18 protein-coding genes are annotated in these 25,178 nt (G+C 45.1%); 10 read left to right on the top strand and 8 right to left on the bottom strand.

Features of this window, described 5'->3' with window-relative positions:
- Positions 1–21 precede the first annotated feature (21 nt).
- On the top strand, positions 22–2,640 hold the full coding sequence (gene alaS, locus B5F71_RS01360) for an alanine--tRNA ligase (RefSeq protein ID WP_087207237.1): 2,619 nt from the start codon (positions 22–24) through the stop codon (positions 2,638–2,640).
- Between the two features lie 317 nt (positions 2,641–2,957).
- Positions 2,958–3,170, top strand: coding sequence for a hypothetical protein (locus tag B5F71_RS01365; RefSeq protein ID WP_158098019.1), 213 nt, complete (start codon positions 2,958–2,960; stop codon positions 3,168–3,170).
- A 94-nt stretch (positions 3,171–3,264) separates the two neighbouring features.
- Here B5F71_RS01365 and dnaG read toward each other — a convergent pair whose 3' ends face one another.
- Positions 3,265–5,352 carry a DNA primase gene (gene dnaG / locus B5F71_RS01370; protein ID WP_087207241.1) on the bottom strand — a complete coding sequence of 696 codons (2,088 nt, stop codon included), beginning with the start codon at positions 5,350–5,352 and terminating at the stop codon, positions 3,265–3,267.
- A gap of 223 nt (positions 5,353–5,575) precedes the next feature.
- Here dnaG and B5F71_RS01375 point away from each other — a divergent pair, with 223 nt between their 5' ends.
- Positions 5,576–6,643: a carbohydrate porin gene (locus tag B5F71_RS01375; RefSeq protein WP_022041306.1), complete on the top strand. Its 1,068-nt coding sequence runs from the start codon at positions 5,576–5,578 to the stop codon at positions 6,641–6,643.
- 36 nt (positions 6,644–6,679) lie between these two features.
- Here B5F71_RS01375 and recG read toward each other — a convergent pair whose 3' ends face one another.
- The 6 genes from recG to B5F71_RS01405 form a co-directional block, all read right to left on the bottom strand.
- Positions 6,680–8,779: an ATP-dependent DNA helicase RecG gene (gene recG / locus B5F71_RS01380; RefSeq protein ID WP_087207243.1), complete on the bottom strand. Its 2,100-nt coding sequence runs from the start codon at positions 8,777–8,779 to the stop codon at positions 6,680–6,682.
- A gap of 100 nt (positions 8,780–8,879) precedes the next feature.
- Positions 8,880–9,545 carry a 2-C-methyl-D-erythritol 4-phosphate cytidylyltransferase gene (locus B5F71_RS01385; RefSeq protein WP_022041308.1) on the bottom strand — a complete coding sequence of 222 codons (666 nt, stop codon included), beginning with the start codon at positions 9,543–9,545 and terminating at the stop codon, positions 8,880–8,882.
- The gene (locus B5F71_RS01390) at positions 9,542–10,093 is read right to left on the bottom strand and encodes a DJ-1 family glyoxalase III (RefSeq protein WP_087207245.1); all 552 of its coding nucleotides are present in this window, start codon (positions 10,091–10,093) and stop codon (positions 9,542–9,544) included. Before B5F71_RS01390 ends, B5F71_RS01385 begins: the two co-directional genes overlap by 4 nt.
- A 4-nt stretch (positions 10,094–10,097) precedes the next feature.
- Positions 10,098–10,931 (bottom strand): TonB family protein, encoded by an 834-nt coding sequence (locus tag B5F71_RS01395; RefSeq protein WP_087207246.1) that lies wholly within the window; start codon positions 10,929–10,931, stop codon positions 10,098–10,100.
- A 144-nt stretch (positions 10,932–11,075) separates the two neighbouring features.
- Entirely contained in the window at positions 11,076–11,492 is a 417-nt protein-coding gene (locus B5F71_RS01400; protein ID WP_087207249.1) for a biopolymer transporter ExbD, read from the bottom strand.
- Positions 11,493–11,496: 4 nt separating this feature from the next.
- Positions 11,497–12,219: a MotA/TolQ/ExbB proton channel family protein gene (locus tag B5F71_RS01405; protein WP_022041312.1), complete on the bottom strand. Its 723-nt coding sequence runs from the start codon at positions 12,217–12,219 to the stop codon at positions 11,497–11,499.
- 118 nt (positions 12,220–12,337) lie between these two features.
- Here B5F71_RS01405 and B5F71_RS01410 point away from each other — a divergent pair, with 118 nt between their 5' ends.
- A complete protein-coding gene (locus tag B5F71_RS01410; protein WP_087207251.1) occupies positions 12,338–13,225 on the top strand; it encodes an NAD kinase in 888 nt (295 codons plus the stop codon).
- A 71-nt stretch (positions 13,226–13,296) separates the two neighbouring features.
- Positions 13,297–16,203: a M16 family metallopeptidase gene (locus B5F71_RS01415; protein WP_087207253.1), complete on the top strand. Its 2,907-nt coding sequence runs from the start codon at positions 13,297–13,299 to the stop codon at positions 16,201–16,203.
- Between the two features lie 85 nt (positions 16,204–16,288).
- Here B5F71_RS01415 and B5F71_RS01420 read toward each other — a convergent pair whose 3' ends face one another.
- Entirely contained in the window at positions 16,289–16,966 is a 678-nt protein-coding gene (locus tag B5F71_RS01420; protein ID WP_143269831.1) for a hypothetical protein, read from the bottom strand.
- A gap of 112 nt (positions 16,967–17,078) precedes the next feature.
- Between B5F71_RS01420 and B5F71_RS01425 the strand changes: the two genes are divergently transcribed.
- From B5F71_RS01425 to B5F71_RS01445, 5 genes are all read left to right on the top strand, one after another.
- The gene (locus B5F71_RS01425; protein ID WP_022041316.1) at positions 17,079–17,570 is read left to right on the top strand and encodes a GNAT family N-acetyltransferase; all 492 of its coding nucleotides are present in this window, start codon (positions 17,079–17,081) and stop codon (positions 17,568–17,570) included.
- A 510-nt stretch (positions 17,571–18,080) separates the two neighbouring features.
- Positions 18,081–19,346 carry a GTPase HflX gene (gene hflX / locus B5F71_RS01430; protein WP_022041317.1) on the top strand — a complete coding sequence of 422 codons (1,266 nt, stop codon included), beginning with the start codon at positions 18,081–18,083 and terminating at the stop codon, positions 19,344–19,346.
- On the top strand, positions 19,343–21,346 hold the full coding sequence (locus B5F71_RS01435; RefSeq protein WP_087207257.1) for a DUF4954 family protein: 2,004 nt from the start codon (positions 19,343–19,345) through the stop codon (positions 21,344–21,346). Before hflX ends, B5F71_RS01435 begins: the two co-directional genes overlap by 4 nt.
- Positions 21,347–21,376: 30 nt before the next feature.
- Complete coding sequence (locus B5F71_RS01440) at positions 21,377–23,149, top strand: TlpA family protein disulfide reductase (RefSeq protein WP_087207259.1); 1,773 nt, start codon at positions 21,377–21,379, stop codon at positions 23,147–23,149.
- 149 nt (positions 23,150–23,298) lie between these two features.
- Entirely contained in the window at positions 23,299–24,945 is a 1,647-nt protein-coding gene (locus B5F71_RS01445; protein ID WP_022041320.1) for a fumarate hydratase, read from the top strand.
- The last annotated feature ends 233 nt before the right edge of the window (positions 24,946–25,178 follow it).

A 25,178-nucleotide genomic window follows, 5' to 3' on the forward strand; every position in this document is an offset into this window, starting at 1 on the left:
CGACAAGATAATAAGACTTATATGTTGACAGCAAACGAAATCCGCGACTCATTCGTAAAATTCTTTGAGTCGAAAGGACATCAGATTGTGCCATCGGCACCGATGGTCATCAAAGATGACCCCACGCTGATGTTCACCAACGCCGGCATGAACCAGTTTAAGGACATCATCTTGGGAAACCATCCGGCAAAATATAAACGTGTGACTGACTCGCAAAAATGTTTGCGCGTGAGCGGCAAGCACAATGACTTGGAAGAAGTAGGACATGACACCTATCATCACACTATGTTCGAAATGCTTGGCAACTGGTCATTCGGCGATTACTTCAAGAAAGAAGTTATCGGTTGGGCATGGGAATACTTGGTGGGTGTATTGAAAATCAACCCTGCCGACCTTTATGCTACCGTGTTCGAAGGTAGTCCGGAAGAAGGACTTGAACGCGACAACGAAGCTGCTGGATACTGGGAACAATTTCTTCCTAAAGATCACATTATTAACGGAAACAAACACGACAACTTTTGGGAAATGGGTGATACCGGACCTTGTGGACCTTGTTCTGAAATCCACATTGACTTGCGTCCAGACGAAGAAAAGGCAAAAGTGCCCGGACGTGAGCTGGTGAACCAAGACAACCCGTTGGTTATCGAAATCTGGAACCTTGTATTCATGCAATACAACCGCAAGGCAGACGGATCGCTTGAAGCTTTGCCCGCCAAAGTCATTGATACCGGAATGGGGTTCGAGCGTCTTTGTATGGTGTTGCAAGGCAAAAAGTCGAATTATGACACGGATGTGTTCCAACCCATTATCAAAGCCATCGGTAACCTGGCTGGAATGACCTATGGTACCGATCCGAAAGTGGATGTTGCTATGCGTGTGGTGGCCGATCACATACGTACTATTGCTTTCTCTATCACCGATGGACAACTTCCTTCCAACGCCAAAGCAGGTTACGTCATACGTCGCATCTTGCGCCGTGCCGTACGTTACGCCTATACCTTTTTAGGTCAGAAGCAGGCCTTTATGTTCAAACTGGTACCTGTGCTCATCGAAAATATGGGACAGGCCTATCCGGAACTGAAAGCTCAGCAGTCTCTTATTGAGAAGGTTATCAAGGAAGAAGAAGAAGCTTTTCTCCGCACGCTCGAAACTGGTATCCGTCTTTTGGATAAAGTAATGACTGATACAAAAGCAGCAGGAAAGACCGAAATCAGTGGTGTGGATGCTTTCACGCTCTATGATACCTTCGGATTCCCTCTTGACCTGACCGAACTCATCTTGCGCGAAAACGGAATGACGGTAAATGAAGAAGAATTCAATACCGAAATGCAAAAGCAGAAACAGCGTGCACGCAATGCCGCAGCTGTTGAAACCGGTGACTGGGTGGTACTGGAAGAAGGTGAGACACATTTCGTGGGCTACGATTATACCGAGTATGAAACCCGTATCTTGCGCTATCGTCAGATTAAGCAGAAAAACCAGACTCTTTACCAGATTGTATTGAATGAAACTCCTTTCTATGCCGAAAGCGGAGGACAGGTGGGAGACACTGGCGTGTTGGTTAGCGAGTTCGAAACGATTGATATCATCGATACCAAGAAGGAGAATAACCTCCCCATTCATATAGCCAAGCAACTTCCCGAACACCTTGACGCACCGATGATGGCATGTGTTGATACTGACAAGCGTGCTGCTTGTGCTGCTAATCACTCGTGTACACATCTGCTTGACGAAGCTTTGCGGCAGGTACTGGGTACTCATGTAGAGCAGAAAGGTTCGCTTGTTACACCCGAATCGCTGCGTTTTGACTTCTCTCATTTCCAGAAAGTCACTCCCGAACAGTTACGTGAGGTAGAACACCTGGTTAATGCTAAAATCCGTGCCGATATCCCCTTGACCGAATATCGTAACCTTCCCATCGAGAAGGCACGCGAACTGGGGGCTATCGCTCTCTTTGGTGAAAAATATGGCGATGAAGTACGTGTTGTCCAGTTCGGGTCATCTATTGAGTTCTGTGGCGGTACTCATGTGTCTGCCACAGGGAAAATTGGCATGGTGAAGATTATTTCCGAAAGTTCGGTGGCAGCTGGTGTGCGCCGTATCGAGGCCATTACCGGAGCTAAAGTGGAGGAAATGCTTGATACCGTGCAAGACACGCTCAATGACCTGAAAGCACTCTTCAACAATGCTCCCGACTTGAAAACAGCCATCGCACGCTACATTGATGAAAATGCCGGTCTGAAAAAGCAGATGGAAGAATTTATAAAAGAAAAAGAAGCTCAGGTGAAAGCCAAGCTGATAGAAGGAGCGAAAGAAATCCATGGAGTGAAAGTCATCAAGGCGGTACTTCCTCTGCCTGCCGATTCGGTGAAAAACATTGCTTTCCAGCTGAAAGGTCAATTCCCTGAAAACCTTTTTGTTGCTATCGGAAGTGAGCGCGACGGCAAACCCATGCTTACGGTGATGTTGAGTGATGATCAGGTAAAAGCAGGTTTGAATGCCGGAAAACTGGTGCGCGAGGCTGCCAAGCTTATTCAAGGTGGGGGAGGTGGCCAGCCGCATTTCGCTACAGCCGGTGGAAAGAATTCCGATGGACTGAATGCTGCTGTAGACCGCTTGCTGGAATTGGCTGGATTTTGAAAAATAAAGAAGAATTATAGCAAGGGGATATAAATTAGGGAATGAAGCAAGAAGGGGCATCCTTTTCTGCTTCATTCCTTATTTTATTATACTTTATGAATTCCGCAATTAGCCGATTCGGCTGAGTTGCAAACGCAGTACTACTGCGTTTGCTGATGAAGTATATATCCGTAGGCGTATGCAGTATATATTCAACCGCGTATGCAGTATATATTCAACTGCGTATGCAGTATATATTCATTTTTCAGGGGTATATATTGGCTGTTTGCGGACATTCATCTTATACTTTGTAGAAGCTGTTTTGAATTTATCGTGCGATGATTTGGGATGAGTTTTTGAGGCATTTTCGCTTCTGTGATGAGGAAGATAGCGGGCTATCTGACGAAGAACAGGAGCGAAAAAGACCAAAAAATCGCCCAAAGCACACACGAAAACGGATACATCAAGCCAAGAAAAACTTTTTGGAGAAATTCAAAACAGCTTCTAAATACCTGTACCCTGATAATGCTGTGCAAAATGCCTCGTTGTAGCAGATATAATCCTTGTTGTCCGGATTTGCGAATACGTCATTAGAGTTTATAAATTGGCACATGAGGATATTTTTTTATGAATGCTGCTTTAAGTTTATAATTTCAGCACTACACGGTCGCCTGCCTGTTGCGCCATTATGCTTTGAGTTTCTTGCAGTTCCTTATAGTGTTTCATGATTTCCATGCAACGTTGCGAATCCTGGGCTACGATGGGATCGGTCAGTGCCTGCAGGGTATTTTTCATTTCTTCTTCTATAATGGAAAGCTTGAAGTCAAGCAACAAACGGGGTATCAATTCGTAGAGACGTTCTTCATCCGTTACGATTTTTTGTCCTTTCGAGTGGTATTTGCTCAATTGATAACGGTCGTTCACCAAGTCTGCCGCCAATTTGCTGACATTCGGGTCAGGATGGGCGATAAAATGTCGCTCGGCTATGAAGTTAGGGTCGTGTTGGTGTGCTTCACATTCTTGTAAAATCTGCCGGTGTATGGGGTCATGGAATTGCAGTTCGTCTTCCTTCAATCCTGTCGCAATGCATTCAATGACCGTATAAGGAACTTGTTCACCTTCATTGTTTTCTATATAGCACATTGTTTTTTCGCCATAGCGGATAAGCATCCGTACCAGGTCTTCTTCTTTGGCATAGAATACTTTTTGCTCATTGCCTTCTGCCGGAATGTACGAAGTGTACGTATTTGCGGGAGTTGGTTCGGGTGGAAGAGGGGTACTGTTGTTTAGGTCAGGAGTTGTATCTGTTGCCTGTGGTTCGTTTGTCGGTGTATCAGGAACAGAAGGCTGAACCGCAGGAGTTTCAGTCATCCGCTGTTCGCGCTCCTTTTTACGTTGTTGTTCCTTGAATTTTGTTTCGCGTGCCTGTTCTATCAGTTTTGAAGTGGCTTCGATAAGTATCTTTTCTTCCATCTGCAGCAATTGGCTGCATTCGCGGATATATACAGAACGTACAATCGCATCGGGAATGACCGAAATGCTTTTTACAATGCTTGAAATCAATGCAGCGCGCTTGATAGGGTCTTTTCCGGCTTCTTCCAGCAGTAGGTTGGTCTTGAAACGGATGAAGTCTACTTCATGGTCGTTAATGTATGCTTGATAGTCGGTAGCATTGTGCTTGCGTGCAAAACTATCAGGGTCATCTCCGTCCGGCAACAAACATACTTTGATATTCATCCCTTCCTCCAGCAGCATGTCAATACCTCTGATACTAGCCTTTATGCCGGCTCCGTCACCGTCATAAAGGACAGTAATGTTGTTCGTAAAACGGTGAATCAATCGGATTTGGTCGGATGTAAGTGCCGTGCCCGATGAGGCTACCACATTTTCAATGCCGCTTTGATGCATGGAAATAACATCGGTATAGCCTTCTACCAGGAAACAGCGGTCTTGGCGCACGATAGCCTGCTTGGCAAAAAAGATGCCGTACAGTTCTTTGCTTTTGTGATAGATTTCTGACTCAGGCGAGTTGACATATTTCATCTGTACATTTTTGGTGGCGGCGCTGAGTACGCGTCCGCCAAAAGCTACGATTTTTCCGGAAATCGTATGTACAGGGAAAATGACACGTCCCCAAAAACGGTCGCGTAAGGTACCGTCTTCCTTGCGGTAACACAGTCCGGTTTTTACCAGGAAGTCTTCCTTGTATCCTTTTTGCAGTGCAGCACGTGCCAGCGCATCCCGGTTGTCGGTGCTATAGCCAAGTTGGAATTTCTTGATGATGTCATCACGGAATCCACGTCCTCGCAGGTAGGTCATGCCGATGCGCTGCCCGTCAATGTTATTATATAAAATGTCTTGAAAGTATTCGGAAGCAAACTGGTTGACTACAAATAAACTTTCGCGTAAGCTGTGTGCCTGTTTTTCTTCGTCAGTCAGCTCACGTTCTTTGATTTCGATATTGTATTTTTTTGCCAGCCATTTCAATGCTTCGTAATAGGAGAGTTGTTCATGTTCCATGATGAAATGCACCACATTTCCTCCTTTTCCGCAGCTGAAGCATTTGCATACTCCTTTGCTGGGCGATACGCTGAACGATGGTGTCTTTTCGTTGTGGAAAGGACACAGTCCGATGTAGTTCACTCCCCGGCGCCGGAGTGTGACGAATTCAGATACCACGTCTACTATTTGGGCGGCATCCATTATTTTGTCTATGGTGGCTTGATCTATCATGATGTTGCAAAAATACGAATAAATTCATTATCTTTGCACCGCAAGAAAAAACAAAATATGAATTCCGTATTGATTGGCAATAAGGAGTTATTACAGCGTAGTACAGATATCGGAAAGAAGATTATCTCTGTTTTTTGAAAATATGAGGAATTCATTGAACAAAATGTGTCGATTGGTGTTATTCTACAGGGGATAATAGTTGATCAACTTTAAAAAAGAACCTATGTATCGATTCTTATGTGGGCTGGCAGCCTGCTTGTGTGTGATTGGTGTCCGGGCTCAAACACCGGTTTCTTCTCGTGTCGGTTGGAATTTGACTGCCATGACTGAAGGTGAATGGAATATGACGAGTGGAAACACGTCATGGGTGAATTATTTGGAAGTGGGAGTGGATGTCGGACTTTGGAAAGGTGCCTCATTCGAAGGTATGGCAATTGCAACTTGGCAAACAGGCGGTGCTGTAGACGATGATAACTTAGGTTTGTCGAATATCTATACCGATGAGAACCGTCCTTTTCGTTTGATGCAGGCTTCTCTGCGTCAGTCCTTTGGCGAATGCTTTTTTGTCTCTATAGGTTTACGTAACGTTGATGCCGATTATTTCATTACACCTGCTACCGGTTTGTTTACAGGAGCTGCAGATGCCGATTATCCCATTCTTTCATTGAATTATCCGCTTGCTACATTTCCGTTAGGAGCTATGGGTGTTCATCTGGAGTATCTTCCTGTCAGTCGGTTAACGTTGAAAGCGAGTGTTTATAATGGTGTGGCGAGTGATGATTTCGACCGTCAGTTCCGTTTTTGTCCGTCTGGCGATGGTATATTTACCATGGGAAGCATTTCATACGAAATACCTTCGAAAGGCGAGCAGGCTGCAAACTATACAATAGGGTATGTATATGGGAAAACACCTTCTGAAGACAGAAGCGTGCACGAGCGGGAAACTGGTTTCTGGGCTTTGCTGGAGCAGCCTTTACTGATGGTGGGCAAATCGCAATTGGTCCTGTTAGGACAAGGGGCAGCTATGACCCGGCGTTACGTTCCCTGTAACGGATATTGGGGAGGCGGACTGGTGATGAACCGCATTGCCCGGAACGATATGACTGCCGGTATTGTGTTCAATCGTCTTCTCTTTTCCGGAGGTGATGAAACAGACATTGAATGTACTCTTCACTGTCACCTGACTCCCTGGCTTTCTGTTCAGCCTGCTTTACACATTATTCATCATAACAAGCATAATTTTGTGGCAGGGCTTTTACGGGTTTCTTTAGAATTTGGGAATAACAGGTAAATCGGCCCGAAAAGCTGTCGGTCCCGGACACTTTTATTATGAAATTACCGACCAGTTTACATTTTTACTCCGGAGTTCTTTCAGGTGTTGCCATACGATAGCGTTTTCAGGGTGTATGCCTTGCGGGTCTTCTTCAAGCAGGTGTCCTGCCACTTCGCGTACATACTGAAGGAGTTGGCCGTCTCGGGCAATATCGGCTATTTTTAAATCGAATGCTACTCCACTTTGCTGTGTCCCTTCCAAATCGCCTGGTCCCCGCAACTTCAGGTCGGCTTCTGCTATCTCGAAACCATCATTCGTATCCACCATTATCTGGATACGTTTTCGGGTATCTTCTGTCAGTTTATAACCGGTTACCAGGATGCAATATGATTGGTCGGCACCACGTCCTACCCGTCCTCTTAACTGATGTAATTGGGATAAACCGAAACGTTCGGCATTCTCGATGACCATTACCGAAGCATTCGGAACGTTTACACCTACTTCGATAACCGTCGTTGCTACCAGAATATGCGTTTCGTGATTTACAAAACGTTGCATTTCTTCCTCCTTTTCTGCTACTTTCATTTTACCGTGTACTTTGCTTACCTTATATTCGGGAAATGCTTCACACACGTGGAGGTAGCCATCTTCCAAATTCTTGATGTCCATTTTTTCACTTTCCTGAATCAAGGGATAAACGATATATGCCTGTCTGCCTTCCTGCAATTGCTTGCGGATGAAAGTATACATCGAAGCCCGCCGGTTATCGAACTGATGAATAGTCTGTATGGGTTTGCGACCGGGAGGCAGTTCATCGATGACCGATACGTCAAGGTCACCATAAAGGGTCATGGCAAGTGTACGGGGTATCGGAGTAGCGGTCATTACCAGTACATGAGGCGGGCACAGGTTCTTTCGCCACAACTTGGCGCGCTGTGCTACTCCGAAGCGATGCTGTTCGTCAATGACTATCAGCCCTAATGAAGAAAAGTTTACTGTGTCTTCTATTACAGCGTGTGTACCGATAAGTATCTGTATGTCGCCTGTCACTAAATCGCGTAAAATCGTTTCCCTGCGTTTCCCTTTTACATTTCCCGTGAGTAATTCTACCCGGACGGACATTCCTTGCAGAAAACGGGTAATGGTTTCATAGTGTTGGTTGGCAAGAATTTCAGTAGGTGCCATCATGCATGCCTGATAACCGTTATCAAGGGCTATCAACATTATCATCAGTGCCACTAAGGTTTTCCCGCTTCCCACATCACCTTGAAGCAGACGGTTCATCTGTCTGCCGCTTTTCATGTCGCGGCGCATTTCCTTAATGACCCGCTTTTGTGCACCAGTAAGTTGAAATGGAAGATTTTGGGCATAAAAGGTGTTGAAGATATCACCTACTTTGCCGAATATCAGTCCACGGAATTTGTTTCGTCGTTCTTGCGTATAGCGTAAGATATTCAGTTGTACATAAAAGAGCTCTTCGAATTTCAAACGATATTGTGCCCGGCGGAGTAATTCTGGATTTTGCGGAAAATGAATGTTGTGCAAAGCTTCTGTCAACGGCATCAGACGGTGTTGTTCTATCAGCCGGGAGCTCAAGGTTTCTTCAAATTCCTCATGCCGAAGTACGGCAAACAGGTTTTTCATCAACTTTTCTATCGCATGCGAATTGAGGTTGCTCCGTTTCATCTTTTCGGTCGTATTGTAATATGGCTGAAGTCCCATTGTGGATAAAGTTAACTCATCGGCAGGGTCGATGTCGGGATGAGCGATATTAACGCGCCCGTTGAATACGGTTGGTTTGCCGAACACGATGTAAGGCTCGTGTGCTTTGTATTTGCCTTCAACATATTTCAGACCTTGAAACCATATCAAATCTACGACACCTGTACCGTCGGAAAAATGTCCGACCAGACGTCGTTGCCTTCCTTCACCTAAGATTTCGAAACTCAAGATTTGTCCACGCAACTGGATATAGGGCATGTTTCCGTCTATCTCGTGAATGTAATACAAACGGCTGCGGTCTACGTATTTGTACGGGAAATAATACAATAAGTCTTTAAAGGAACAGATATTCAACTCCTTATTCAACAAAGTTGCCCGCTGGGGACCCACCCCTTGCAAGAACTTGATATCACGCGTAGACAAATCAAGCATATTCTTTCATTTATTAGGTCACAAGTCTGCACGTTGACAAAGATCTATGCAATGTGTCATGAAAATGCATAAATCCGACCGTACATTGTATAAAATCTTGTCAACTTAATATCATTTCTGCCAGTTTCAGGTCAAACGGAGTTGTCAGCTTAACGTTTTCCCGGTTTCCTTCCACCAGTTCTACCCGATGTCCCCAAGCTTCTACCACCGAAGCATCATCCGTGAAACACGATGTGTAAGGTTGGGAATAAGCTTGTTTCAATAACGAAGAAAGAAAAACCTGAGGGGTCTGAACCAGCTTATAGCAGTTGCGTGGAACTGTCTGGCTATTTCCATTTTCTGTAACCTGACGCAGTGTTTCTACAACATCGGTTACAGGTATTGCTGCTCCTGATACTTCTGCCATACGGTAACATTCCGATATGACCTTGGATGACACAAAAGGGCGTACTCCGTCGTGTACACCGACCAATGCATTATCTTCTACCAGTGCCAACCCGTTTTTAACTGAATGGAAACGGGTTTCTCCGCCATTGGCAATACGATGAGAAAGTGTAAATCCATAGATTTTACACAAATGCCTCCAGTAGTCCTGTTGGTCTACCGGAAGCACTACAATCCGTTCGATAGTCTCATCGCAAGTGGAAAAGGTTTCCAGCGTACGCATCAATACAGGCTTCCCTTTAATAGGAAGAAATTGTTTGGGGATTTCTCCTCCCATGCGCAAACCTTTTCCTCCGGCAACAATTATTATGTATTTTTTCATTCAGCGAAAAGCATTCCATTTTTTACTTCTGCCACTTTGGCTGCTCCGGCCATTTTTTCAAGAATGGCAAATCCGAAAGCTGATGCAGCGGCAGGACCTTTTCCCAAAATGAAGTTGTCGGCGATTTCTACCATATTGCCGGTATACTCAGCACCGTCCAGATATTTGTCGAAGCCCGGATAACAAGTTGCCTTTTTCCCTTTCAGTAAGCCTCGGTTTCCGTATACCATCGGAGCTGCACAAATAGCTGCCAGTGGTTTGCTGGCTGTAGCAAAATTACGGACCAGTTTGTCTATTCCTGCATGTGCATCAAGGTTAGTGGCACCAGGAAGTCCTCCCGGCAATACAATCATCTCAATATCTTCTTCTTTCAAATCTTCTATCAGGCAATCGGCAACTACAGGTACACCATGGGCACCTTTTACTGTCGGTTCTCCCATTATAGATACGGTTTTTACATTCAGACCGCCACGACGCAAAATATCGAGCGGGAAAAGAGCTTCCACTTCTTCAAAGCCCTCAGCTAAAAAAATACAAATCGATTTCATACGCTTATTTCAATTTAAAGTAATAAGTTATTGTTCCTGACTGATTATTTACACCGTCTACCCGGTTGAATTGTGCCCGTCGTGCAGCTTCTTCCGCGGCACGGCGTAAAATAGGATTTACAGTATTGGTACGCTTGTTGATTTGTGTACTGATAACCTTTCCTGCCGGGTTAACGACTATTGTAACCACTACACGTCCTTCGTCCTGTACATTGTAAGCCGGTAAAGGCAATCCTTCAGTCCCCAGTGACCGGCCGTTTAAATCGAATACTCCTGAGGCACCTACGCCCGAAGTCTTTCCTTCTTTTCCATTCCCTGTAGGGCTTCCTTGCATTCCTTCACCACTACCATTGCCGGTACTTCCCATCTTGGAGCCTTTTCCGAAAGCTCCGGCCACTTTACTGGAAGCAGCCTGTGCCGCAGCGCGTTCTGCTTCGGCACGCTTCTCTGCTTCGGTTTTTTCTTTCGGCTTTGGATGTTCTGTAGTTTTTTGGGGTTTTACGTTAGATGTTTCTTTTTGTTTCTGCTCCTGACGGGGCTTTTCCTTTTTCACTTGCAAGGAAGGCTCATCGGCTTGGGTTATCAACGGAGAGTCATCTCCACCATCAGGTAAAGATGCTTCCTGTTCTGCTGTTTCGGGCTGCGGCAACAAGTCTACCTCTGTCAGGGTATAAGGGTCGGCATCTCCTTCTCCTGTCTCAGTATTGCCCAGCATAACGGGCACTCCTCCCTCTTCTTGTTTGGGAGGAAGCGTCAGCACGTACAGGTACAAGAATACAAGGATTGCCACGTGCAACACCACTGTTCCTATAAGTCCGATTAACTTGCTTCGTTTCACGATTCTGTTGTTTTAAGTTGACAAGTTTGACGAGTTGACAAGTTAACAAGTTGACGGGTTGGCAAAGTCTTAAATACCTTAGTAAAGCCGTTCAAACTTTGTCACCATGTTGCCTTGTCACCTTGTCGCCTTGTTTCCTGTAATTCATTCTTTATCTGGTCTCCGTGTAGCGAGCACCATTTTGTAATGATTTTCATTAGCAATGTTCAATACCCGTACAATTTCACGGTAAGGGATTGATTCATCGGCATACAAAGCCACATACATATCCGGTTCTTTAGAAGCACATTCTTGCAAAAACGAAGGTACCTCATCAAGTGATAAAGGCATTTCGTCATCATTGCCGAATGCTCCGTAATAATTCAGATTCTTGTCGATAATCACCCGTACCATCGGTTTTGCCGAAGTCTGCTCAGATCCTTGAGGCAACAAGACCTTAATAGCATTGGGTGATACCATCGTAGAAGTAATCATAAAAAATATCAGCAACAGGAAGATAAGGTCGGTCATGGATGACATACTGAAGCTGGGTGATATTTTCTGTCTTCTTTTCAGTGCCATAAGCCTATCGGTTTTCGTCGGGTTCGTTCAATAGATCCATAAAGGCCATCGTGCGGGCTTCCATCTGACTGACCACTTTGTCTACCCGATAGACCAAATGATTGTAGGCAAACATCGCTGCAATACCCACAATCAGACCTCCTACTGTAGTAATCATTGCTTCGTAGATACCGCCTGACAGCAGAGTGATATCAATGTTATTACCAGCATTAGCCATATTCCAGAATGCACGTACCATACCTGTTACTGTTCCTAAAAAGCCTAACATCGGAGCCCCACTCGACACGGTAGCAATAATCGCCAGGCCATTTTCTAGTTTGGCTACTTCGATGTTGCCTGTATTTTCGATAGCTGCCTGTACATCCGAAACCGGACGTCCCATGCGCGTAATACCTTTTTCTATCATCCGTGCCGAAGGTGTGTTTACCATCCGGCAATAGTTGATTGCAGATTTTATTTCACCGGTTTTGATATAATCCCGGATACGGTCCATAAACAATGGGTCGTCTTTTGATGCCTTTCGGATAGCAAAAGCCCGCTCGAAAAATACATAGAAGGCTATTACCGACATCACTGCCAATACAATCATTATCCATCCGCCTTTGCAGGCCATATCCCATAAATTCATTTCCGGTTCTCCCGATGCAACTGGGGTAAGTACCGGATTCGCTCCCGCCAATGTGTCTGCAACGGCTTGTGCCGCCGCCAACAATGTCATAGTTACCATAATATTAATTGTTTTCAATTTATTTTTCTATCTTTGCGTCAACAAAGTGCAAAGTTAGCAGAAAATACGGACAACCTGCTTACTTTACTGAATAAAGATTGATAAAAAGCTACAAGATATGCAACGGACTCTTAGATTCGCCCTTTTCGGGAATACATACCAAGAGCATAAATCGGCACATGTCACACACCTGCTCGACATTTTACGGAGCAAAAAAGCCGAAATATGCATCAGTAATGACTTTTTCGATTTTCTCAAGCAACATACAAAAGCCAATCTGAAAGGCCTGCAGGTATTTCAAGGAAATGATTTCAATGCCGATATGGTGCTTAGTATCGGAGGTGATGGGACTTTTCTGCGTGCGGCAAGCCGGGTAGGTAAAAAAGAAATCCCTATTTTGGGAATCAACACCGGAAGGCTGGGGTTTCTTGCCGATGTATCACCCGACCAGATGGAGGAAGCCTTCGATGAAATCTATGCAGGGAAATACCTTGCCGAACCACGAAGAGTATTGCAGCTCCATACTGACAATTATGTCCTGAAAGGGTATCCTTTCGGCTTAAACGAAATTGCCGTACTTAAACAAGACAGTTCGTCAATGATTACCATACACGCTTATATCAACAATGAACTGTTATGTACCTATCAGGCAGATGGGCTGGTCGTAGCTACTCCTACCGGCTCTACCGGATATTCTCTCAGCGTGGGAGGCCCTATTCTTGTTCCACAAAGCGGTACCATCAGTCTTACAGCCGTAGCTCCGCATAGTTTGAATATCCGCCCCATTGTGATACGTGACGAGTGGGAAATCATACTCGATGTGGAAAGCCGGAACCATAACTTCCTTATTTCGGTAGACGGACGGAGTGAAACTTGTCGTGAGGGCACCCGTTTGCGTATTCGTCGTGCCGACTATTTCGTACGCATTGTCAAACGGTGTCATCATTCATTTTTCAACACACTTCGGGAAAAGATGATGTGGGGAGTGGACAGCAGAAACATTTAGAAACTATTTTGAAGAAATCCGAAACAGTTTCTTAAAATCAAAGCAAACAGAACTATTAAATCTATTTAAGTATGAACAAATTCAAATCAGTGCTTGGGGTATTCCTGCTTGCCTTCGGGCTGCCTATTATGGCAAAGGAATACCAGTATCAGACTGTGGAAGGCGATCTGATGAATGCCCGTATCTATACTTTGGACAACGGGCTGAAAGTCTATCTGTCGGTCAACGACGAGAAACCACGTATTCAAACCTACATTGCCGTACGTACAGGAAGCCGGAATGATCCGCCTGAAACCACGGGACTTGCCCATTACCTGGAACATCTGATGTTCAAGGGAACCCGCCAATTCGGCACTTCTGACATAGATAAAGAAGCTCCTCTTCTTGATGCTATAGAAAAACATTTCGAAGTATACCGAACCTTGAAAGACCCGGATCAGCGTCGTGCATATTACCACGAGATAGACAGTATCTCACAACTTGCAGCCCGGTACTTTATTCCCAACGAATATGATAAGCTGATGTCTGCCATTGGAGCCGTGGGGACTAATGCCTATACCAGCAACGATGTGACTTGTTACATAGAAGACATTCCTGCAAATGAAGTGGAAAACTGGGCGCGTATTCAGGCAGACCGTTTCCAGAATATGGTTATCCGTGGATTTCATACAGAGCTGGAAGCTGTATATGAAGAGTATAACATAGGTTTGGGAAGTGACACGGATAAATTGTTCAATGCACTGATGGCCCTGCTCTTTCCGGGGCATCCTTATGGGACGCAAACCACTATCGGTACACAAGAGCATCTGAAAAATCCTTCAATCACAAACATCAAGAACTATTTCCGCCGTTACTATGTGCCCAATAACGTAGCTATCTGTATGGCGGGAGACTTCGACCCCGATCAGGTAATCGCTACTCTTGATAAATATTTCGGTACTTGGCAGCCTAATCCGTCCCTTTCTCAACCCCAGTATGCCCCGATACCCGACCGCACTATGCCGAAAGATACAACAGTTGTAGGACAAGAAGCCGAACGCGTCTATATGGCATGGAAGTTTGATAAGGCTGCTTCGTTTCAAAACGACACTCTTGATGTAATAGCTGACATGCTCAGTAATGGCAAGGCAGGATTGATGGACCTCAACCTCGACCAGCAGATGAAATGGCTGGGAGGAGGTGCCTTTACCCTTCCGCTTGCCGAGTATTCAGGCTTTGTCGTAGCCGGATTTCCCAAGGAAGGACAATCGCTTGATGAAGTAAAAGCTTTACTCCTTGATGAAATCGGCAAACTGAAGAAAGGCGACTTCGATGAAGACTTGATTCAAGCCGTGGTGAACAATAAAAAACTTTCTTTCTATACTACCCTTGAAAGCAACGAAGGACGTGCTGACCTGTTTGTCAACGCATTTATCAACCACCAGAAATGGAGTGATGTGACTGGTAAAATGGATCGCATCTCGAAAATAACCAAACAACAGATAATCGATTTTGCCAACCGTCATTTCCGTGACAATTATGTAACTGTGTACAAACGTATCGGAAACGATTCTACTATCAAGAAAATAGACAAACCGCAAATCACGCCCATTCCTACCAACCGGGATATGCAAAGTGCATTCGTGACTGAGATTGTAAATGCGGAAACAGCACCGATACAGCCCAAATTTGTCAACTTCGACAAAGACCTGACCAAAGGAATGACGTCTAATGGCTTGCCTGTACTCTATGTGAAGAATAATGAAAACGGACGTTTTTCACTTAATTATTATTTCGATTGTGGAGAAGAATGGAACAAATGGTTGCCTTATGCTGCCGATTACCTGGATTACCTGGGGACCGACAAGCTAAGTGCCGAACAACTCAAACAGAAATTTTATCAACTGGCATGTGACTTCGATATCAGCATAGGTTCTAAAAAAAGCAGCATCGCTTTGCGTGGCCTTTCCGAAAACATGACAAAAGCCATGGCGTTGATGGAAGACTTCATCGCTCATGCACAGGTGGATACAGCAGCATTTACCCAGTATGCGGCTCTGGAGATGAAAGGACGTGCCGACAATAAACTCGACCAGCAGAACAATTTCAGTGCACTTCAGGCATACAGTGTATATGGTGCCTACAATCCGGTACGTAACATCCCTTCTGCACAGGAGTTTGAACAAATCGACCCGCAAGAACTGGTTGACTTGATTCGAAACCTCAGCAACTACAAACATACTGTGCTTTATTACGGTCCGATGAATCTTGACGAGGTGACTGTATCTGTTGACCGCTATCATAAAACCGCAGCAATCCTTGCTGATGCTCCCGTTGGAAAGCCTTACACATTGCAGCCGACTCCGGCTAACGAAGTTTTCATTGCTCCATACGATGCGAAAAACATCTATATGATGCAATATCATAACGAGAACCATCCGTGGAATGCTGACCGGCAACCTGTCATCGCGTTGTTTAATGAATATTTCGGAGGTGGCATGAACACAATCGTATTCCAGGAATTACGCGAAGCACGCGGGCTGGCCTATAGTGCAGGAGCCAGCTATGTTACTCCTGCTTATAAGGATAAACCTGAATATGCCACGACATTCATCATTTCGCAAAATGATAAGATGATGGACTGCATACGCACATTCAATCAGATTATCGATACAATACCGCAAGCAGGTAAGGCATTCGACCTTGCCAAGCAGGCACTTCTGAAACGTCTTGCTACCGCGCGTACCACCAAGATGAATATCATCAATGCTTACCTCAACGCCACAGACAAGGGCATCGACTATGATATCAATGAAAAGATTTACAATACCGTTCCTTCGCTCACAATGGATGACATAGTCCGTTTCGAACAGGAAACGATGGCAGGCAAACCTTACCGCTACATCATTCTGGGGAACGAAAAAGAACTGGATATCAAATCACTTGAGAAAATCGGTCCTGTCAAACGTCTGACTACCGAAGAAATCTTCGGATACTGATGAGAATATCATTCCGCGCAAGGCATTCTCTGTATACTTTGCGCGGAATGCACCATTTCATATCGTGCATGGTATAAACAGGCTCTCAGTTTCCAAACACAAACCGGTAGTATTGTTCTTTGCTTTCTATCGTATATAAAACTTCCCAACCATTCAAGGGCGTTTCGTACACCCGTCTGTATAATTCCAATTCGTGTTGTAAAAGCTGGAAGTTATCATATAGCAAAGAAAGATTCAATGCTTTCATTACACGGATTGCCGAATATTGCATAGTGTCACGCTGCTCTTTAGCATAATGTCGCAATGTCAGTTCATAAATCGAATCTGCTTTCCGGAAATCATGCTTTGCCGTGTCGCGGAAGCCTGCCCTGTCTTCCAGGACAGCCTTCAAACTCCACATATCCGCAGCTATAGAGTCGGGCACATTGGTTGCCATCTTCCGCAAAAGCAATAATATCTCGTCTGGTTTCCAGCTGCGCATCAGGTAGACATATTTTGTCAGATATACCTTTTTTAGTCCCGGACACATCAGCATTGCGTTGTCCAGTTTCTTCCTGATTGCTGAGTCGTATTGGCATACAGCCGGATGAGTACGATTTACAGCGGCCAACCAGAAAGCCGAGTCTGCACGCATCAGGCTGTCTGCTTCCATTAACAGGCGTTCTGCCATCTCCTGTCGGGGCAATACAGGTTGTTGTTTTCTCCCGCATGAAAGCACGGAAAGTAAAATAAACCCTAATATCAGGTTCCGGAATGTCTTCATAAGCATTATTCTCTTTTCTGTACAAAAATAAATAAAAAGCACTACCTTTGCATAGAAAAAGAGAAGATTTATCGCTTTCTTTATATAATCAGCAATAAACAATAACCTACAGATGAGAAAAGTTACCCTTCAAGATGCACGTGCCATAGCCGGCATTTATAATTATTATATCGAGCATACTACCTCTACTTTCGAACTGGAACCTGTAAGCGAGGAAGAAATACGCAATCGCATTCTCTCCATCTCTTCCCGTTATCCCTATTATGTCGAAGAGTCTGGCGGGCAAGTCACAGGATATTGTTATGCCCATCTGTGGAAAGAAAGGGCAGCCTATGCCCGTACCCTCGAAACTACGGTTTATGTTGCTCCGGGTGAAGAGCGCAAAGGCATCGGCACACGCCTGATGAACCGTCTTATTGACGACTGCAGACAAGCCGGCATTCACTCGCTGATAGCTTGTATTACAGCCGACAACCATCCCAGTCTTCTCCTGCACGAACATCTGGGTTTCGTACAGGTATCACGTTTTCAGGAGGTCGGATTTAAGTTCGGTCGCTGGCTTGATATTGTCGATTGTCAGTTGTTGCTCTCTGCAGAGGAATAATCGGGCATAGGCCGGTAATGCTGGCACTTATACCGTGCAAAGTATAAACTGTATTTTATCATATTCAGATGATTTAAAAGGCTGTTGTTATTTTCTTCTTTTCTCACGCAGATAGCTTCGTCTGGTGTAAGATTAATAATCTTCCGCTTGTAAGATTAATAATCTTGCAGCCTGAAGATTAATAATCTTACAGCGGATGAACCTATATGCGTTTGCCGATGCACCTATATCCGCAGGCTTCTGCAACCGGCTGCATCTTGCAATGATACTATCCGGAAAGGCGGTAGTCAGTAGGCATTGGTTCGAATATTTACGAAATTTCGTCAGGCAATAAACTGTTTTGAATTTATCGTGCACACACGAAACGAACACATCAAGCCAAGAAAAACTTTTTGTAGAAATTCAAAATAGTTTCTAAAATAAAAGAATTTTGTCTTTATAAGGTTCCGTCAGTACTTTGTTTATATAGAAAATCTCTTTATATTTGCGTTGATTGAAATAAGAAGCTGGATGAAAGAATTTGTAATATCTGAAGCACAGACCGAAAAGGCTGTGCTGGTGGGGTTGATAACCCAGTCGCAAGACGAGCGAAAAACCAATGAATACCTGGACGAACTGGCTTTTCTTGCCGAAACGGCAGGTGCGGAAGTGGTAAAACGTTTCACGCAGAAGCTAGACACGCCCAATTCGGTAACTTACGTTGGAAAAGGAAAACTACAGGAAATACAGGCGTATTTGCAAGAACAGAACGAAAACGAAGAGACCGAAATCGGGATGGTCATATTCGATGACGAGTTGTCTGCCAAACAGATAAGGAATATCGAGAATGAATTGAAAGTGAAAATCTTGGACCGCACTTCGCTGATTCTGGATATCTTTGCTATGCGGGCGCAGACAGCCAATGCCAAGACACAGGTGGAACTGGCACAATACAAATATATGCTTCCACGCCTGCAACGGTTATGGACACACTTGGAACGCCAGGGGGGTGGTTCCGGTGCAGGAGGAGGTAAAGGCTCGGTAGGGCTGCGCGGACCGGGTGAAACGCAGCTGGAAATGGACCGCCGTATCATCTTGAACCGTATGTCGCTGCTGAAACAGCGTCTGGCGGAGATTGATACACAGAAGTCTACCCAGCGCAAGAACCGCGGCAGGCTGATTCGGGTCGCGTTGGTAGGATATACCAACGTGGGTAAATCTACGCTGATGAACCTGCTAGCCAAGAGTGAAGTGTTTGCCGAAAACAAACTTTTTGCAACGCTGGACACGACTGTGCGCAAAGTGATTATTGATAATTTGCCTTTCTTGCTTTCGGATACCGTAGGGTTTATCCGTAAATTGCCTACCGATTTGGTCGATTCGTTCAAGTCGACGCTGGATGAAGTGCGCGAAGCCGACTTGCTGGTACATGTGGTGGATATCTCGCATCCCGACTTCGAGGAACAGATACAGGTGGTGGACAAGACGATAGCCGAACTGGGGGCAGGCGGTAAGCCTACGATGATTGTGTTCAACAAGATAGATGCCTATACGTATGTACAGAAAGCCGAAGACGACCTGACCCCGAAAACCAAGGAGAATATTACACTGGATGAACTGATGCATACCTGGATGGCAAAACTGAATGATAACTGTATTTTCATTTCTGCCAGAAACAAGACCAATCTGGAGGAGTTGAAGAAAATATTATATAACAAGGTAAGGGAACTGCATGTGCAGAAGTATCCGTACAATGATTTTCTTTACCAGACTTACGATGAGGAGAGCAGCTTATGAATACCTATCGTTCGCTGACAAAAGAAGAAATCGGCAGGCTGGAAGCACAGGCTTGTACAGCTGCTGACTGGAACGAGGTGCAGGTGGCGGAAAGATTTACTACCGCACATGTACATCACGCCCGTTTCTCGGGGAAGATACGCCTGGGAGTGTTCGAGGGTGAGTTCCAGTTGGCTGGAGGGGTACGCAAGCATGCCGGACTGTCGTACGTGGTATTGCACAATGTAACGGTAGGCGACAATTGCCTGATAGAGAACGTAAAGAATTATATAGCCAATTATGATATCGGAGAATCGACGTTTATCGAGAATGTCGACATCATTTTGGTGGACAAGAAATCGCGCTTCGGCAATGGCGTGGAGGTTTCTGTACTGAATGAAACTGGAGGGCGTGAGGTGGTGATACACGACCATCTTTCCGCACATCAGGCATATATTATGGCATTGTACCGGCACCGGCCGTTGTTGATAGAGCGTATGAAAGCGGTAATAGAGGGATACGCCGAAGAACATGCCTCCGAGCGGGGAACCATCGGAAACCATGTGACAATTGTCAATGCTGGGTACATCAAGAATGTACGTATCGGTGATTGTTGTGAAATAGAAGGGGCCGGGCGGTTGAAAAATGGTTCCATCAATAGCAATGCTGCTGACCCGGTACATATCGGATATGGTGTGGTATGTGATGATTTCATCGTGTCGAGCGGTGCCCACATCGAAGACGGTACGATGATAACCCGTTGTTTTGTGGGGCAAGCCTGCCGGATGGGGCACAACTATTCGGCATCCGACTCACTTTTCTTCAGCAATTGTCAAGAAGAAAACGGCGAAGCATGTGCCATTTTTGCCGGACCGTTTACGGTGACACATCATAAGTCGACCCTGTTGATAGCAGGAATGTTTTCGTTTATGAATGCAGGCTCTGGGTCTAACCAGAGCAATCACATGTATAAGCTGGGACCGATTCACCAAGGTGCTTTGGAGCGTGGTGCAAAAACCACTTCCGATTCGTATGTCTTGTGGCCGGCACGCATCGGAGCCTTTTCTTTGGTAATGGGTCGCCATGTCAATCATCCGGATACGTCCAATCTTCCTTTCTCTTATCTGATAGAGGACAAGAATACGACTTATCTGGTTCCTGGAGTTAACTTACGGAGTGTAGGAACCATTCGCGATGCGCAGAAGTGGCCGAAACGTGATTTGCGCAAAGACCCGATGAAGCTGGACCAGATTAATTACAACTTGCTCAGCCCGTACACCATTCAGAAAATGATGAAGGGGCGTGAAATCCTGAAAGAACTGGAAAGAGTATCGGGCGAAACATCGGAAACTTATGCATACCAAAGTGCCAAAATCAAGAACTCGGCCTTGAACAAGGGAATCAGGTTTTACGAAACTGCCATTCATAAGTTCTTGGGAAATTCGGTCATCAAGCGGCTTGAAAACATTCGTTTCCGGAGCGACGAGGAAATCCGTCAACGTCTTGTGCCCGATACATCCATAGGAAAGGGCGAATGGGTGGACGTCTCGGGACTGATAGCACCTAAGAGCGAGATAGAACGGGTGATGAGTGAAATCGAGACTGGAACATTGTGCACGGTGAAGCAGATGCACGAGCGTTTTGCCGAAATGCATGCCTGTTATTATACGTATGAATGGACATGGGCTTACGAGAAAATGTTGGACTTTTATCATCTGGAGGCCGACAAGGTGACTGCCCGGGATATTGTGGCTATCGTACGGCAATGGCAAGAGTCTGTGGTGTGGCTGGACCGGATGGTATACGAAGATGCCCAAAAGGAGTTTTCATTGACTTCGATGACAGGCTTCGGTGCCGATGGAAGCAAGACGGAACAACAGCTTGACTTTGAACAAGTGAGGGGGGCGTTCGAAAGCAATCCGTTTGTAACGGCGGTTCTGGAACACATCAAGGTTAAGACAGCCTTGGGCAATGAATTGATTGACAGGCTCAAGGGACTGTTGAATGAAAATGAAGCGTGATGTATGAATAAAGATAAGGAGGAGTGTATTATGAAAAAGTATGTCTGGATATTGTGTTTGTTGGGCTGTATTGCCTTGACGGCACAGGCTGAAAATTATCGGAAAAGAGATGTTACCAATCCCTGTTTTGTGACTGCTACCACGTCGAAGATAGAAATCAAGAAAATCATTCAGACCGATGAACAGACACAGGTAGATGCTGTTTTGTATGGCAGGCCGGGTGAAGTGGCGGTCATTTCATCGAATACCTGTTTGCGGAGTGGCAAGCAAGAGTTTCCTTTGCGCGAGGCTGCTCATGTGTCTATCGATGGGAAAACGGTTCCCGAACGGATTCCGGATTCTGGAAAAATGGATATTATCTTGTCGTTTGCTCCGATACCCCAGGGTATACATACAGTAGATTTTGTGGAAAAAGACGAGGGGTGGACCATTTATGGAGTACAGCTGACGGGAATAGAGCCGTATGTATACGTACCCAGTTTCTTACAGACTCGACGTTTCGAACAAAGCCGCACTTTGCCTCAGCCTCAATTGAAATCGGGCAAGGCGGTTATCAACGGTTATATCTTGGGTTACAACCCCTCGATGGAATTGGAAGTTGTCTTTCGGCATTCCGACTGGTTGTTTTATAATGAGTGGGGGCAAACCGTGCGTATACGTCAGGATGGTTCTTTCCATATCGAAACCGACTTGTTGTTGGCAGGGGGAGCCAAATTGCAGATAAACAAAGCACAACTGGATATGTTCCTTGTGCCGGGCGAAGAAACTACGGTATATATCCATCTGCCTCGGTTGAGCATGTCGGCTTCCCACCTGTTGAAGGAAAAGTACGGACAACAGCAAAAGGCATGGTTCGATGGAAGTATGGCGAACCTGAATGATGAGTTGGCTACGTGGGGCTATCCGTTATCAATGGAAGAAGACCCGGATTTTAAGTTCATGGCTTCTGAGCAGTCGGCAGACAAGTTCAATGAATTCGTAAAAGGACATTACGACAGGTATGAGCGTAATTTACAGGATGATAAAAAAGTGGGAGAAGCTTATCGTCAGTATGTCTTGTTGAACTTGAAAATGAATGAACTGGTAGTACTGGGGAAAAAAGGAGCGATGCCGGGTATCGTGAAGTCGCCCTATTTCCGTTACGGATACGACTATACCACATACCTGGAATATATGGAGCGCGATAAAGGACAGGTGGTAGACTTGTGGGAAGACGTGAAGAAAGCACGTGAGGTATATCAGAACTTTGTGAAAGAACATAGGTTCTCTTCCGATGACAAGAAGCTGATGAAAACCATAACTCAGCCTGAAATTCAGAAATATGTCAAGGAAAGGGCTGAGGCTCTTGAAGCGCAAGCTGTTTTGGCACAATCGAACAAGAGTTTTGTGATAGCCGAACTGGACAAGAATGTATCGGGGGCGGATATTCTGCCGTCTATCATTTCTTCTTACCGGGGACAAGCTGTCTTGATAGACTTTTGGGCAACATGGTGCGGACCGTGCCGGAAGAGCATGTTTGCCATTCGCGATTTAAAGAAAAAACTGGCATCGAAAGATATCGTGTATATCTATCTGACCGGACCTTCTTCACCTGAAGCTGAGTGGAAGACGGCTATTACGGATATCAAAGGAGTACATTATCGCCTGAAAAAAGAACAATGGGATTACCTGTGTCAGACGTATGGCATAAAAGCCATACCGGGTTATCTGGTAATCAGCTATGATGGCAAGCTGCAAGACCAATACACCGGTTTCCCAGGAACCGATGTGCTGATGAAAGACTTGCTTCGGGCAAGCGAGTGAATTTCAGAAACTCTTTTGAAAACGGAAACATCAAGACGAGAAAAACTTTTTGTAGAAACTTGAAAAACTCGTTTATTTAAGGAAATATTTCAATAATACTTTGTAACTTTGCTCACACGTAATAACTAACAATTAATATCTTATCGATTATGGCAACAACTCCAGAATTCAAGTATCAGCCGATGTTCGAAAAAGGTAAGGATACTACTGAATACTATCTGCTTACAAAAGATTATGTTTCTGTAAGCGAGTTTGAGGGAAAACCTGTTCTGAAAGTGGAAAAGGAAGGTCTGACAGCTATGGCAAATGCCGCTTTCCACGATGTTTCATTTATGTTGCGCCGTTCACACAACGAGCAAGTGGCAAAAATCTTGCACGACCCCGAGGCAAGCGAAAACGACAAGTATGTAGCACTGACATTCTTGCGCAATGCCGAAGTGGCTGCCAAAGGTGTATTGCCTTTCTGCCAGGATACCGGTACGGCAATCATTCACGGAGAAAAAGGCCAGCAGGTATGGACCGGTTATTGCGACGAAGAAGCATTGTCACTGGGAGTGTATAAGACTTATACCGAAAACAACTTGCGTTATTCGCAAAATGCGCCACTCAGCATGTACGAAGAAGTGAATACCCGTTGCAATCTTCCGGCGCAAATCGATATTGAGGCTACCGAAGGTATGGAATATGAATTCTTGTGCGTAACCAAAGGTGGAGGTTCTGCTAATAAAACCTATTTGTATCAGGAAACCAAGGCAATTCTGAATCCTGCTACGTTGGTTCCGTTCCTGGTAGAAAAGATGAAAACGCTGGGTACTGCGGCTTGTCCTCCTTATCATATCGCTTTTGTCATTGGCGGTACTTCTGCCGAAAAGAATTTGCTTACGGTGAAATTGGCTTCTACCCATTATTACGACAACCTGCCTACTACGGGCAATGAATACGGACGCGCTTTCCGCGATGTGGAGTTGGAAAAGAAAGTATTGGAAGAAGCTCATAATATTGGATTGGGTGCACAGTTCGGTGGTAAGTATTATGCACACGATATACGCATTATCCGTTTGCCTCGTCATGGTGCTTCTTGTCCGGTAGGCTTGGGAGTGTCTTGTTCGGCCGACCGTAACATCAAGTGTAAAATCAACAAAGACGGTATCTGGATTGAAAAGCTGGATTCGAATCCAGGCGAACTGATTCCGGAAGAATTGCGTCAGGCAGGAGAAGGAAATGCGGTTAAAATAGATTTGAACCGTCCGATGAAAGAAATTCTTGCCGAACTTGACAAATATCCGGTAGCAACCCGCCTGTCATTGAACGGTACGATTATCGTAGGACGTGATATCGCTCATGCCAAGTTGAAAGAACGTCTGGATAGAGGTGAAGACCTTCCGCAATACATCAAAGACCATCCGATTTATTATGCTGGTCCGGCAAAGACCCCGAAAGGAATGGCTTGTGGCTCAATGGGACCGACTACAGCAGGACGTATGGACCCGTATGTGGATTTGTTCCAGAGTCATGGAGGTAGTATGATTATGCTTGCTAAAGGAAACCGTAGCCAGGCTGTAACCGATGCCTGCAAGAAACACGGAGGTTTTTATTTGGGTTCTATCGGTGGTCCTGCTGCTATCCTGGCACAGAACAACATCAAGAGCATCGAGTGTGTGGAATATCCAGAACTGGGTATGGAAGCTATTTGGAAGATTGAAGTAGAAGACTTCCCGGCATTTATTCTGGTGGATAACAAGGGAAATGATTTCTTTAAACAAATCAAACCACGTTGTACCGGTAATTGCAAATAGGCTGCAGCTTTATACGCAATAAATAGAATGCGGAAGCACGGTGACACAAAGATTATCGTTAATCGGGTGTCGGAGTTCTTCCGCATTTTTTGTTTGGCAGTAGGGATAGAAATCGGGCTCTTATTAAGAAGCTGTTTTGAATTTCTCCAAAAAGTATTTCTTGGCTTGATGTATCCGTTTTCGTGTGTGCTTTGGGCGATTTTTTGGTTCTTTTCGCTCCTGTTCTTCGTCAG

Origin of the sequence: Bacteroides sp. An269 (assembly GCF_002159755.1) — a bacterium.
GTDB classification, from domain to species: Bacteria; Bacteroidota; Bacteroidia; order Bacteroidales; family Bacteroidaceae; genus Phocaeicola; species Phocaeicola intestinalis.